The following is a 13,721-nucleotide window of genomic DNA, read 5'->3' as shown; positions in this document are numbered from 1 at the left end:
ATATGCCTAATCGGGCCTTTTTAGCTCGAGCACATTGACCATGCCCTGAAGGATTATATCCATCACCTTAGAAGCCAGGTTGAAGTAGAAATTGGCCGAGTGATAGCGCAACGCCCCTACGGTACTTAGCTGCGAAAGGCCGTGGATGGAAGCCCACAAAGCTGCAATCTGGGTAAAAAGAATCCACGGCGAACGTGGTCCATTAGACTCAGAAATGGCATCTCGCACCAAATTCATGATGAAGGTAAATGCCTTGCCCATATCAAATGGTTGCTCAGTATCGCCGGTCTCTTCGAAAGAAACGGGGACGATTGAGCGGCTAGAGACCTCAATGAGGGCAACAAACCCAATGGGATCCTCAAGCGCATATTCCAAGTACCCAAAGCCGGTTGCCTTGATATAAGCAAGTCCGTGGGAGCCTTCAGGCAGAACCTGGTTTTGGCGCATGATTGCCAGCGTATTAGCTTCATCCAAGGATTCTTCCAAAGCACGCAACAGGTGAGAATCGCCGTCAAAGAGATGCTCGGCATCCGCCAGATCTACGCCCGCCCGTGCAGCTGCTGAGCCCAGATGCAAATTAGGAAGCCCATTGTAGACGATTTCTTCCGCCGCACCTCGGAAAATGGCTGCGCGCTTTTCCTCCGCCGTGGACTTTGGCATGTCCTTTGCAGCAGTAGTAAACGGGACCGGCGGTTCCCCAGAAAGCGCCTCTGGTTCGAAGGGGGCTATCTGCCCGTCGCGCAAGCAAATTTCCAAGCCGGAAAACAACGTCTCAAGACAAGCATTAAAGGTCTGCTTCTTCGCTGTCGGCGAAAGGTGTCGCATAATTCCAAACGTGGCCAAGTGGGTAATTCCCTGCAGCTCACACAAGAAAGAGAGCGACTGGATAACTACCAGCCGGTGCTTAAACTCGCCCCGTGCGGCAACTGCCGCATCCCGCATGTGCTCGAGTACCCAGCGGAAGATCGGGGGAAAAGCGTCGAAGCTTTCCGCCTGCTCAATGCCGTCTTCAAAGTTGGGAAAGCTCGTCGCCGTCTGACAGTTATTATAAGCAGCGAAATAGGTCGGGTTTTCAATAGCTAAGTTAAAGTAAACCTTGGCTACTTCACGAAGTTTCTCAATAGCCGCAGCATCATCCGGCAACTCATCCAGTGCTTTAAACGCTGCCACACGGATTCTTTCATCCAAGAATCGGCTGGTTTGAATATAAAGGTCGTGGTCGTCTTCGAAAAAGGACTTAGCTTCATCGACTGGCACATCGATTTGCTCCGCGACAGCACAAACCTGTAAAGCGTCGCGCCCACCCTTGGCAAGGATACGAGCACTCTGCTCCAGCAAGCGCTGCTTAGCGGAGCCCGCGTGGGAGACGGAGCCTTCAAGATTGTTCACACAATAATCCTAGCGATTTCCTGCAAAAATTCAGCCCGATTCGCCCATTTTATAGTTCAATTCACCCACAAAAAGGTGACATCACTGGGATAGACCTATTGCAGATCACTGCGTTCAAGCCCGATACAATTTTGGCCCCCACCCTGACGGGTTGGGGGCCAAAATAAAAACTAACTGTTCACCCGTCTAGCAGGTGAACGCTATTTACTCGTTGCCGAGCTTGCCATCAGCAGCGTCGCGAGCCTTGTCGATCTGGTCTGCCTTGTCCTCGCCCAGCTTGCCCTTAGCTGCGTCAGCTGCCTTGTCCAAGCCCTTATCGGTGATCTCTTCGCCCTTGTCGGAGTTCAGTGCATCCTTGGCCTTATCGAAGATACCCATGTGGTTATCCTTTCTTCTAGTTCTAGCTTTGTCTAATTATTGCCGTGTCCGGCAACACATCCCAACGTACCGATACTTCTAACTCCATGCCACCAGATCGAGCGATTGAGTCACTAGACCAAACATTGCCTCCGCTAAACCAAAATCAATTCCGTTCTGTAACGGAGTTCTTCTCAGAATCATAAATGAAGGCCCCACAGCTTGATAACTATTTAAGGCCACCGCCTTAGTCCTACTCCAAAGCCCCAAACTACTAGGCAGCGGCGGCATTTTAGCTAAAGCCGACTGTCCTAATTCTTGCGAATGCTAGCGTTAGACGATATTGACGTTTCCCCTCCTGACAAAGGCATTGCACCATGGCTACCGCTAACCCACCACACCCACCACATCCGGATACAGGCGGGGATTTTTTTGGCTTAGTTTGGCCAGGCAAAGACGCAGCCCGAGAAGCCGCACATACGCCCTTAGCACGGAATTTCCCGCTCGATTCTGCCCTTAGTACACCAGGTGACTCACTCAATAGGATTTTTGCTGCAGATAACCTTCCAGTCTTAAAAGAGCTAGCCGCGCGCCGAGAGGTCTTTGACGTCATATATATCGATCCCCCTTATAACACGGGCAAAGACTTTGTCTACCGCGATAACTACCGTTTACGTCGCCAGCTGCGTTCAGGTAGCTATGCGGAATGGCACTCGGAATGGCTATCGATGATGCTCCCCCGGTTGATTTTGGCTCGAGAAGTACTGTCCCCTGAGGGGTTCATCTTCGTCTCCATTGGCGAAGACGAGGTAGCCAATACCCGCAAGGTGCTCGATGAGGTGTTTGGAGAGGGATGCTTTGCCGGCCAATTGATTTGGAAGAAGGCCGGCACCGGCAAAAATGATGCAAAATACGCCGTGGTAGAGCACGAATACATCCTGTGTTATGCCCGAACTCCAGACAACCCCGGTTTCAATATCGATATCCAAGGTCATACCTCCACCAAATATAACCATGAGGATGACAAGGGAAAATACTCCTTGGTACGCCTAGATTCTAAAACCCTTGGGTACCTTCCTTCTCTAGATTTTCCGATCTCAGGGCCCGATGGAAAGGAGTATTGGCCAGACCAACCGGCGGGAAAGAAAAAAGTCGCTCGCTGGCGATGGAGCCTCGACAAGGTGGAACAGTTCTACGATGAGCTGGTTTTCCGTCGCGGGTTTGTCTACACCAAGAACTACCAGAAGGTAGGCGCACGCCCACGTTCGATCCTGGACGGCGAGCGCTTTGGAGTGACCCGCACCGGCCGACGCGATGCGGAGGAAGCAATGGGTATAGAGGGCATCTTCGATTTTCCAAAGCCGGTACGCCTGATTAAACACCTTCTGTCCATTGGTGGTGGCAAGGATGCTCGCGTCTTAGACTTCTTTGCTGGGTCCGGCACCACAGCGCAGGCGGTTATAGAGCTCAACGCCGAAGATGGGGGGTCCAGGACTTTCCATCTAGCGCAAATTCCGGAGCCTACCTCCCCGCGTAGCACGGCTCACCGCGCTGGTTTTTCTACCGTTGCAGATATTTGCATGGAAAGGGTGCGCAAGGTTCCAGGTGCTACCTTTCAGGTCTTTAAGCAGAGCTAGGTTTGTGCGGTACCGGAAGGACGACCAGGAATTCCGAAGAAATCTAAGACGCGATCGGTAGCGAAGAACCTACCTACCTCGTTATGCGCGTCCGCCGTGCCTCCAGGCCACACGTGCGAACCCCCGGCGATACGGATATGTTCGAGCGGTGCGGTACAACCACTCCACCTCATATCGAGCGCATTATTGACCAAGCGGGTGGTATCGACCTTGGTCGAACAACCATTGCGTTTGCGGTCCTGTTCCAGCACGGACTCCACGGAGTAGTACTTGGTCTTGTGGCGAGTGCCTCCGTAATAGCCCACCACAGGGTCTACGGTGCCGTGCATATCCAGCCGCCCGACGGGAGAGTGCGCACAGTTTTTCAGAATGTCTTCATAATAGGCAGCGGAAACGGTGGCAACGGATTTGAAGGTATCGGGCATCTGGCAGGCCAGATAGGCAGCGAATCCGCCGCCATTAGACATACCGGTGGCAAAAATTCGACCATCATCTACGCGGTAAGTAGCGCGGACCGCATCAATTATTTCCCGCACAAACTTCTTATCTTCCGTTGTCGAGGTCTTGGCATATGGAGCGGGGCTCCACGCCTTTTTCTTGCCTTCTGGGAAAATCATGATGGCATCTGCGGCATCCAGGCGAGAATAACCACGGAGGTTTTCGGCAGACTGACCCCACCCGTGAAAGGCGAGGACGATAGGCCATTTTTTATCCCCTGAATAGTCTTTGGGCACACTGAGGATAAAGGAACGCCCGGAGGGCAGGTTGATCGTCCTAAAAGAGCCCGGCTCAGGGCCGTTCAAGGGTGCGGAGGTAGGAATTCCTAGGTTAACGGTGTTGGTGGTCTCTGCCGCGTGCGGGGACTCTGTTGATTCGCTAGAACACGAAGTGCCAGCAGCGGCAAGAAAACACACAGTTACCGCACCGAGCACGGCCCGAAGTGACCTCGCGTTCATCCTTGTCGTCCCTTCTGCCATGCGTCCCATAAGTGCTTATAACGGCCACCATAATCTAGCAGGTCGTGGTGACTTCCCTGTTCAACCACGCGGCCATTATCCATCACGATGATTCTATCCGCCCGTGCTGCTTGGTCGAGCCGATGCGCCACGACCAACGCCGAACGCCCACGGGTGACTTCGATGGCGGCCTTTTCGAGGGCTTCGGCTCCCACCGAACCCGCCTCCGCAGTGGCCTCATCCATAATGACGATTTTCGGGTCCAAAAGCAATATTCGTGCTAGCGCGAGTTGTTGGGACGCCACAGGATCTAATTGGACTCCCTGTGAGCCGATAACCGTATCTAGGCCATCGTCTAGTTGCGCAAACCAGCGTGCGCCCACCCGCTCGAGTGCTTGAAGCATCTGTGCGTCGCTTGCCTGAGGGGCAGCCAAAGAAAGATCCTCGCGGAGGGTGCCTGAAAAAACGTGTACCTCTTGGGAGATCATGGCTAATCGCGCCACGCGCTCAGCGTCCGAAAGAAGTGCTACCTCTACCCCGTCGACCAAGACCTTTCCTTCCTCAGGAACCCGCAAGCCAGCCAAAAGTGCGGCCACGGTAGTCTTACCCGCGCCGGAGGCTCCGACTAAAGCCACCGTATGCCCGGCAGGAATATTGAGGCTGATGTCTCGTACAGCCCAGCCACCGTTGCCGTAGCTAAAACTCACATTTCGCATTTCGGCTTCTCCGTGTGGGGCTGGGGCGCCGTAGTCCGGCACCGCCCGCGGCGGGTCAACGACGACCCCGACTATGCGAGACAGCGAGGCGTAGCCGGATTGTACGGTGTCGATTACCCGCATCAATCCCATGAGCGGGCCCCGCAAACGGATGAGCAGAAGCATGGCTGAGGTTACGGCGCCAACTGTGAGTGCTCCCGTTTGCACCGCCCAAAAACTCACCCCAAGACCACAGCACAGCATGGTGAGCTCAATGCCAGTCATCCACAGCTGTAGAACCATCATGGTTTTACGCGCTGCGTAGCCATCCTTTACCACTTGCGCGGAGGCACGTTCGATGCCGGCATGCATCTGCCCTTCCAGTCCAAAGGCGCGCACGGTCTTTCGCCCTCGTATCGCCTCAAGAAGCCTGCGCGCTCGCTCGGCCATGGCCGCACGCTCATCGGCATAGCGGCCAGGGGCTCGGTGCAGGTACCTGCGAGCGGCGACTACATATAGCGGCGCAACTGCAACTATTACCAGTATGTATTGCCAATTGAGGCTAAGCAGCGCCACCCCGGTGGTGGTGATGGCAAAAGCAGATTTGGCCAACACTGGTGCGGTCTCGGTGACCGCTGCCGAGAGCTCTGCTACATCATCGGTAGAGCGAGAGACCAAATCCCCGGTGCCCGCTTCCTCCACACGATGTGTGGGCAAGCGCAAAGCGGTAGACAGCATGTCTTCACGCAAAGCCGAAATCACCCGCTCTATAAGGCGGGAGAGAAGAAAGAACCCCGCTGCGGAGAGCGCTGCGGAGACCACGGCTACCACTATCAACGAAAGGCCAATGGTAGAAATTGCACTTTTGGTGATGACAGCATCAACAATCTTTCCCAGCAGGATCGGGATCGCTACATTGGCGCTTGCGCCCGCGGTGAGTAAGGCAAAGGCCACGGCAGCCTGCGGCCGCGCACCGGGGACGTCGGAAAGCTGCCGGCTAATTTCTTCGCGCACCTGGCGCCACGAAGCCGTAGGAAACCGCATCATAGGCTCGATCCCACAGCAGTCCATGCCGGCGAAGCGGTATAAACGAGCGTTGGCTTTATACCGCGGTGGTGTGCTACCCGCTGCGCAATGACTTGCTCAGTCACCGAGTCCACGGCGGTAGTGGGATCGGCTAAAACAAGGACCGCAGGGTCCGCCGCAATTGCTCGTGCTAGCGCCACGCGCTGCTGTTGTCCCCCGGAAAGATTCCGGCCGCCCTCCCCCACCTCGCGATCTAAACCACCCGGGATATCTTCCCCCGCGGCCGTGTAAAGCGCCCGTTTGGCAACCGCGCTATCAGAAGAAATATTCTCCTGCACGGTTCCCTCGAAAAGCAGCGTATCGTGCGGAGCAACAAGGAAACGCTCCCGCGGCAGAAAAACTAGATCATCTGGGACAGGCTCGGCCACCACGCTCACTCCAGGGGCGAGGGCCGGAAGCTGCGGTTTCTTGCCTTCCACGCTGGGAGCAGCAAGGACGGCCGTAACGCGGGCAGCACTTGCCTGCGCGGCTGCCCAGCGCGAGGCAATATTTCGCCCCAACATCGTCATCGGCGTGATGACGAACTGCGTCAGACCAATAACCGTAATAAGCTCACCCACACTGATAGTGGAATGCATTGCTAGCGCACCTGCCCCAATGCCCACCGCAATGACATACACCGAGCCCAAAATCTCCGTAGCAGCATTGAAGCGCGCTTGGGAGGCATTGGCGTCTACCGTTCGCTCATAGGCAGTGTCAGAGGCCTGGGCATAGCGCATACTCACCGTTGCTACCGCACCCAAGCCTTTGAGTATCCGAAGGCCGTGCACCACATCGGTGGCCATTGCACTGGCTTTGGCCAACGCCGCCTGGCGGATTCCTGAGCGGGCGCGCAGTGGCTGTGCCGCGCGCACCGAGCCCGACACCACGAGCGGGCCGCCGCACAAAATGGCAATGCCCAAGGGTAGATTGATGCGGCTGGTCATGATAGCCACATACACAATGGCGCTAATCTCTGCGACGGGGAATACCGTCATCATCACCGCATTCTGCACCCGCCTAGCGTCCGTGGAGGCAATAGCCAGCAACTCACCGGCGCTGCGGGGCTTGCCCGCCATTCCACGCGGGTCTTGAATCCTATCCGTGATGGCCATGCGGACATCGTGGCCAATTACCAACATGGCTCGGGCATTCAGCCCGCGCCCGTACCAGGCGGCTAGGGCATTAAGACCGAATGCGGCTACTAATACCGCTAGCCATAGCCCCAGGCGGTGGATGGATCCCTGCGCCACGGCTTCATCGATGGCATGGCCCACTATCACTGGGGTGGTGGCGTTAAGCAGAAAGGACACAACCATGCATAGCGCTGCCGGCACAGTAAGAGCAGGGCGGGAAAAGACCGTCTTCAGCAGCCACCTGGGATCTGATGCTGCGGGAAGTGTCCTCATAGGCAGCCATTCTAATTCGCGGTAGGTTAGATGAGCTATGTCGACTCGCCGCCCAGATCCCCGTCACTTTCCTAGCTACCGCAAGGCCTCCACGAAGCAAGGCCCCGGTTTCCGCACTGCCGCGCAACGCACCGCCTCCGCCCAAGCCTTCCGCCGCGGCGCTAGCACGTACCACGATGTACGCCCTGGCTATCCGGACGAAGTCACTGCCCTTATCGCCCCTGCCCACACCGTAGCTGATATTGGTGCAGGTACCGGAAAGCTCACTGAGTCCCTTCCCAATGAGCGGGTTATAGCCTTGGAGCCTTCCGCCGATATGGCGGGAGTTCTCGCTTCCCGTCTACACCTGCCGGTCCTGCGTGCTACGGCCGAAAACACCGCGCTTGCCGACGCCTCCTTAGACGCAGCCTGCCTCGCCCAAACCTGGCACTGGGTTGATGTGGCAGCCGCCTGCGCAGAGCTTGACCGCGTCCTCGCGCCGGGCGGAAAAATCCTCTTGGTCTGGAATACGCTCGATGTCAATGCCGACCCATGGGTTTTGCGGCTTTCTCGCATTATGCACTCTGGCGATGTACATAAACCGGGTTTCTACCCGGACTATACGGCGCCGTGGTCTTTAGAGCGAGAACTCCGCCTGACCTGGGAGCACGAACTTACCCCGGAACAACTTCACCAGCTAATGCATACCCGGTCTTACTGGCTTCGCAACGGCGAAGCCATCCATGAGCGCATGACCCACAACCTGGACTGGTACCTCTACGAGCACTTGGGATATACGCCCGGACAAAAACTGCACATCCCGTACCGCACGGATGCCTTCGTGCTGGTACGGGAGTCGGATTAAAGCAGGATCTGCGCTAGGAGCGAGCCCACGACGCAGGAAGTAAATACCGAGATGGCGCCGGGAATCAGGAAAGAGTGGTTGATGACGAACTTGCCAATGTGCGTCGTTCCCGTGCGGTCAAAGCCGATGCAGGCAAGGTCCGAGGGGTAGGTGGGCAAGATGAAGTAGCCGTAGGCCGCGCCGTAGAAACCGACGATGATGGCAGGGTCGATGCCCAGCTGCAGGCCAATCGGAGCAATTGCAACCAAGGCCGCGGCCTGCGAGTTCACCAGCTTAGACACGATGACCAGCACCACGGCGTAGGCCCATGGGGCGGCCTCCACTACGGAGCCCAGGTTGGATTCCAAAGCGTCGATATGGGCTTCGAAGAAGGTATCCGCCATCCAGGCCACACCGAACACGGAGAATATTGCGGTCATGCCGGCTTTAAACACCGGGGTGGAAGCGATCTTTTTTGGGTCTGCCTTGCAGCTGAGCAAGATAATTGCGCCGGCTACCAGCATGACCATTTGGATAACCAGGTTCATAGACAGCGGGCTTAGCTCGCCATCATCTCCCGGAACAAGCGGGCGAAGGAATTCAAAGGCACCGAGGGCGACAACGCTGGCGATAGCGACGAGGAAGATAACTACCGCGCGCTTTGCTTCCGGCGAAAATTCCTCATCCATAAGCGACCCAGTGGATTGGTTGATGCTTTCGGCAAACTCCGGATCCTTCATTCGCTCCTGGAATGCCGGATCCTCGTCCAAGTCCTTGCCGCGGCGCAGCGACCACAGTGCGGCAAGAATGACGCCAGAAAGTGACGCTGGAAGAGCCACCATCAGGATCTGCGGGATGGAATAGGCGTGGTCGATAGCGCCGGCATTTTCTGCGATGATAGACGCCAAGGACACGGTGGCCACAGACACTGGAGAGGCCGTAATACCCATCTGCGCCGACGTCGAGGCGACAGCCATCGGGCGTTCTGGGCGGATGCCCTTTTTCAGCGCAATATCCTCAATAATCGGAAACATCGTGTACACCACGTGGCCCGTACCGCAAAGGACCGTCAAGAACCAGGTAGTAAGCGGCGCGAGGATGGTGATGCGCTCTGGGTGGGCGCGAAGGAACTTCTCGGCAAATTGCATCATCACTTCCAGCCCGCGGGCCTGTTGCAAGGTAGCCGCGCAACCAATGACTGCGATGATGGTCAGCATCACTGACACCGGAGGCTCGCCCGGGGCGAGGCCGAAAACAAAGACCATGAGCATCAGACCGATGCCGGAGATTAGTCCCAGCCCGATGCCACCATAGCGAGTGCCCAAGAGCAGGGCGCTAAGGATGATGATGATCTGGAGCACGATGGCCAGAATTGAATCTGGCGCGATTACGCTGGCTAACATACAAAGCCTTCCATCACGAGAGGATCTATAACTGGTTATATCCTATCGATCCCCACATGAACGGACATAAACGGACAGGCGAGCTAATTCTCACACCGTTTTCAGTGCAAAAATCGCTCGCCTGAATGCTATAATCCCAGCGTAACGGGCATACTGCTAGCGCTTCTTGCCGCGCCTCTCCCGCACTCGCACTGCGATGCGGATGGGCGTTCCATGAAAGCCAAAACGCTCACGGAACTTGCGCTCAAGGTAGCGGCGATAGGCCGCATCCAAAAATCCTGTCGTGAACAAGACAATCGTCGGCGGCTGCGTGGATGCCTGCGTGGCGAACAAAACGCGCGGCAGGCGGTTATTTTTCATCGGCGGAGGATTAGCTGCGATGGCCTCACGCAACCAGTTATTCAACTGACCCGTAGACACGCGCTGGTCCCAGCTTTCCAGCGCCTCGATCATGGCAGGTTCCAGCTTCTGCAGGGCGCGGCCCGTTTCGGCGGAAATATTCACACGCGTAACCCACGGTAGGTGGCTCAGCTGCTGATCGATCTCGCGGTCTAGGTAGTAGCGGCGGTCCTCATCCATGAGGTCCCACTTATTGAATGCGATAACGAGGGCTTTGCCTGCCTCTAGCACCATATTAAGCACGCGCTGATCCTGCTCAGAAATCTCCTCAGAGGCGTCGATAAGCATAATGCACACCTCGGCAGCATCGATAACCCCACGCGTACGCAAGGAGGCATAGTACTCATGTCCCTGCGCGTTTTTGACCTTCTTGCGCAGGCCGGCAGTATCAATGAACTTCCACAGCTGCTCATCCAGCTGTACCAAAGAGTCCACCGGATCCACGGTGGTGCCCGCGACATTATCCACCACGGAGCGCTCTTCACTGGTCAGCTTATTGAGCAGGGAGGATTTACCCACATTAGGCTTGCCCACCAAAGCGACGCGGCGCGGACCAGAAGTAATCGCGGTCTGCCGCGGCTCTTCAGGAAATACCCGCAAAATCTCATCGAGCACATCCGCGCCGCCGCGGCCGTGCTGAGCAGATACCGGCCACGGATCGCCCAAACCCAGCGCATAAAACTCGGCCATATCCGCATACTGATTATCGGAATCAAACTTATTCGATACCAGAATCACCGGCACGGGGGATTTTTGCAGGCGGCGGGCCATGACCTCATCCGTCTCAGTAATTCCCACCTTGGTGTCTACCACCATGACGATGACGTCAGCGGTTTCCATCGCCACCTCTGCCTGGCGAGCGATTGCGCCATGGATGCCCTTGACGTTCGGATCCCAACCGCCGGTATCTTGTACCAAAAAGCGCTGCCCATTCCAGTCCGCTACATAGGAGATTCGGTCACGGGTAACGCCCGGGTGGTCTTCTACCACTGCTTCGCGACGGCCAAGGAAACGGTTGACCAAGGAAGACTTGCCCACATTAGGGCGACCCACGATGGCTACCGTGCACAGAGCTTCTTCGGTGTGATCATCGGACTCAACACCAAAAGCACGGGAGAGTTCCTCCCATTCCTCTTCGCTTAGCGGCTCTTCCCCTTCTGTTTCTTCACCAAAATCGGCCTCGCCGAATTCCGAGTCATCGAACTCATAGTCAAACTCCTCGGCATTGAAGTCATCAGCGGCCCAACCAGGAGAGGCTTCTACCACCTCATCATCGAACTTTCCGGCCGGGTAATGGAACTGAGTCTCCGACTCTTCCTGGGGATCGTGCTTAGTCATTGACCGACTCCTTTACCACGTTAATCAGGGCCTGTATGACATCCTCAGGGCTCATATCCGAGGTATCAACTAAGGTTGCATCGTCTGCTGGGCGCAATGGCGAGGTTTTGCGTGAAGAATCTGCCGCATCGCGGCGCTGCACGTCTGCGAGTACCGTCTCGTAGTCTGAAGCGATTCCTGCCCTTTCGTTCTGCGCCTGACGTCGGCGGGCTCGGACTTCAGCAGAGGCGGTCATGAATGCTTTAGCAGGGGCATCAGCAAGCACAACGGTGCCAATATCGCGCCCTTCTACAATAGCCCGGTGTGCCTCGCGGGCTAGCTTGCGCTGCAGGGCTACCAGGTTTTCCCGAACTTCCGGAATGGCAGATACGGCGGAGACATTGCGAGTGACTTCGTCTTCCCGAATAACGCGCGCGACATCCTCGCCGCCGAGAAGAACCTCGGTGGAATCTGGATCATCGGAAACTTCCAATGGCAGATCGGCAGTAGCAGCAATCACCGCGGACGTATCCGCAGGGTCCACTCCCTTACGCAACACGGCAAGAGTTGCTACACGGTACATGGCACCAGTGTCGATGTACTTTGCATCGAGTTGTTTGGCTAGGGCGCGGCACGTGGTCGACTTACCAGTCCCAGAAGGGCCATCCACAGCTAGGATGAGGCCCTGATTCGCCATATTAGAAATCATTACATCTCCACCGCCTTATACAGACTAGTCAATTCGCTGGAATTGAGAGCACGCAGGCCACCAGGCTTCATATCGCCCAACTGCACCGTATGAAGCTTGGTACGCACCAAACGCTGCACGGGGAAACCCGCCTCTTTCAACATGCGGCGCACAATGTGCTTGCGCCCCTCATGCAGCTCAAGACGAACCAAAGAATATCCCTGGTTGGTATCTACAACCTGCGCAAAATCTGCCTTTGCCAGGCCATCCTCCAACTCGATTCCTTCCTTGAGCTGTCGCACAAGCTTCCGATCGGCCTCACCCAAAACAGTGGCGAGGTAGGTCTTCGTCACCTCATACTTAGGGTGCATCAAACGGTTAGCCATCTCGCCGTCATTGGTGAGAATAAGCAGACCTTCGGTATCGGCGTCGAGGCGGCCTACGTGAAAGAGACGCTGGCCAGCAGCAACCTTTTCCGAAACCACGTCGCCTACGCACGGGCGGCCCAAGTCATCAGACATAGTGGACTGCATGCCGCGCGGCTTGTTGAGCACAAAATATTCGTGCTCCTCGTTGACATTAACGCGCACGCCATCTACTCGGATGACGTCAACAGAGGGGTTTACCTTAACGCCCTGCTTGGAAATGATCTTGCCGTTGACCTCAACACGGCCGGCATCGATGAGGATTTCAGCGTGGCGACGAGAAGCAACGCCTGCCTTAGCGAGCACCTTTTGGAGACGTTCCCCCTTAGGCTTGTCTTCATCGACCAGCCAATCGGCGCCCAGTTCTCGGGCTACGGATTCTGCAGTAGCCTTCTGCTTTTTCTTTGACACATGCTGGTGACGGGCCGGCTTAGCATTAGAGACAATGATGTCACTGTCTCGCTGCTTCTTATCCGGTGTGCCGTCACGGCGAGCGGGAGGAGTCACGTACGTGTCCTTTTCTCTCGAAGATATGAAATTACCTGGGCAATCTTACCCCACGCTAGTACTCCTCGTCGATCGCCTCCACGTCAGGCAATAGCGGCGCCAAGTCCGGCAAGCGCTCCAAAGAATCAATCCCTAATAACTCGAGGAACAATTCCGTCGTCTCATAGCGGTGCGCGGCACCTTCAAAATCATCCTGCGGCAGCTCCCGCACCAATCCGCGCAGGCTTAGGGTCCGCATAACACCATCGACATTGACGCCGCGAACAGCGGCAACCTGCTGGCGGGTTACGGGCTGGCGGTAGGCTACCACCGCCAACGTCTCCAGGGCCGCACGCGAGAGCTTTGTCTGGGCGCCATCCAAGAGGAATTCTTCTACCGCGCCTGCGTTTTCGGAACGCGTATAAAAGCGCCACCCCTCTTGGGTCTCGCGCAACTCGATACCAGAACCACGATTATTCAGCTCGCGCTGGACAGCGCGCAGGCAATCACTGACGACGTCCCTTTCCGCCCCCAAAGCACGCGCCAAGGACTCCACCGAAGCTGGGGAATCGAGCACGAGCAAGATTGACTCAAGGCGGGAACGGAGCTGCGAGATGAGGGGAAGGTCCATAGAAGCCAAGCTTACTGCAGCGTAAAACGACGCCTGAGATT

Annotated in this window: 12 protein-coding genes; 2 read left to right on the top strand and 10 right to left on the bottom strand. The window is 56.4% G+C overall.

The window, feature by feature from the left end; translation table 11 throughout:
* Positions 1–6: 6 nt before the first annotated feature.
* Both MHK04_RS07150 and MHK04_RS07145 read right to left on the bottom strand, forming a co-directional pair.
* Entirely contained in the window at positions 7–1,389 is a 1,383-nt protein-coding gene (locus tag MHK04_RS07150; protein WP_239208329.1) for a hypothetical protein, read from the bottom strand.
* A 204-nt stretch (positions 1,390–1,593) separates the two neighbouring features.
* On the bottom strand, positions 1,594–1,767 hold the full coding sequence (locus MHK04_RS07145) for an antitoxin (RefSeq protein WP_239208328.1): 174 nt from the start codon (positions 1,765–1,767) through the stop codon (positions 1,594–1,596).
* Between the two features lie 356 nt (positions 1,768–2,123).
* Here MHK04_RS07145 and MHK04_RS07140 point away from each other — a divergent pair, with 356 nt between their 5' ends.
* Positions 2,124–3,383 (top strand): site-specific DNA-methyltransferase, encoded by a 1,260-nt coding sequence (locus MHK04_RS07140; protein ID WP_239208327.1) that lies wholly within the window; start codon positions 2,124–2,126, stop codon positions 3,381–3,383.
* Here the strand turns inward: MHK04_RS07140 and MHK04_RS07135 are convergent.
* From MHK04_RS07135 to MHK04_RS07125, 3 genes are read right to left on the bottom strand one after another with little or no spacing between them, the layout of a single operon-like run.
* On the bottom strand, positions 3,380–4,339 hold the full coding sequence (locus MHK04_RS07135) for a CE1 family esterase (RefSeq protein ID WP_239208326.1): 960 nt from the start codon (positions 4,337–4,339) through the stop codon (positions 3,380–3,382). The genes MHK04_RS07140 and MHK04_RS07135 overlap by 4 nt on opposite strands.
* Positions 4,336–6,078, bottom strand: coding sequence for an ABC transporter ATP-binding protein (locus tag MHK04_RS07130; protein ID WP_239208368.1), 1,743 nt, complete (start codon positions 6,076–6,078; stop codon positions 4,336–4,338). The genes MHK04_RS07135 and MHK04_RS07130 overlap by 4 nt, the downstream gene beginning before the upstream one ends.
* Positions 6,078–7,508 (bottom strand): ABC transporter transmembrane domain-containing protein, encoded by a 1,431-nt coding sequence (locus MHK04_RS07125; protein WP_239208325.1) that lies wholly within the window; start codon positions 7,506–7,508, stop codon positions 6,078–6,080. Before MHK04_RS07125 ends, MHK04_RS07130 begins: the two co-directional genes overlap by 1 nt.
* 37 nt (positions 7,509–7,545) lie before the next feature.
* Between MHK04_RS07125 and MHK04_RS07120 the strand changes: the two genes are divergently transcribed.
* Positions 7,546–8,352, top strand: a complete 807-nt coding sequence (locus MHK04_RS07120) for a class I SAM-dependent methyltransferase (protein ID WP_023021599.1) — start codon at positions 7,546–7,548, stop codon at positions 8,350–8,352.
* Here MHK04_RS07120 and MHK04_RS07115 read toward each other — a convergent pair.
* The 5 genes from MHK04_RS07115 to scpB form a co-directional block, all read right to left on the bottom strand.
* Complete coding sequence (locus tag MHK04_RS07115) at positions 8,349–9,734, bottom strand: anaerobic C4-dicarboxylate transporter (RefSeq protein ID WP_239208324.1); 1,386 nt, start codon at positions 9,732–9,734, stop codon at positions 8,349–8,351. The genes MHK04_RS07120 and MHK04_RS07115 overlap by 4 nt on opposite strands.
* Positions 9,735–9,890: 156 nt before the next feature.
* Positions 9,891–11,471 (bottom strand): ribosome biogenesis GTPase Der, encoded by a 1,581-nt coding sequence (gene der, locus MHK04_RS07110; RefSeq protein WP_239208323.1) that lies wholly within the window; start codon positions 11,469–11,471, stop codon positions 9,891–9,893.
* Entirely contained in the window at positions 11,464–12,159 is a 696-nt protein-coding gene (gene cmk / locus MHK04_RS07105; protein ID WP_239208322.1) for a (d)CMP kinase, read from the bottom strand. Before cmk ends, der begins: the two co-directional genes overlap by 8 nt.
* Positions 12,159–13,070, bottom strand: a complete 912-nt coding sequence (locus tag MHK04_RS07100; protein ID WP_239208321.1) for a pseudouridine synthase — start codon at positions 13,068–13,070, stop codon at positions 12,159–12,161. Before MHK04_RS07100 ends, cmk begins: the two co-directional genes overlap by 1 nt.
* Before the next feature lie 55 nt (positions 13,071–13,125).
* Entirely contained in the window at positions 13,126–13,680 is a 555-nt protein-coding gene (gene scpB, locus MHK04_RS07095; protein WP_086589032.1) for an SMC-Scp complex subunit ScpB, read from the bottom strand.
* Positions 13,681–13,721: the final 41 nt, after the last annotated feature.

It is taken from the genome of Corynebacterium nasorum (assembly GCF_022345765.1).
GTDB classification, from domain to species: domain Bacteria; phylum Actinomycetota; class Actinomycetes; order Mycobacteriales; family Mycobacteriaceae; genus Corynebacterium; species Corynebacterium kefirresidentii.
The sequence above is the reverse complement of the archived record's forward strand: the minus strand, read 5'-3'. Positions and strand labels throughout refer to the sequence as shown.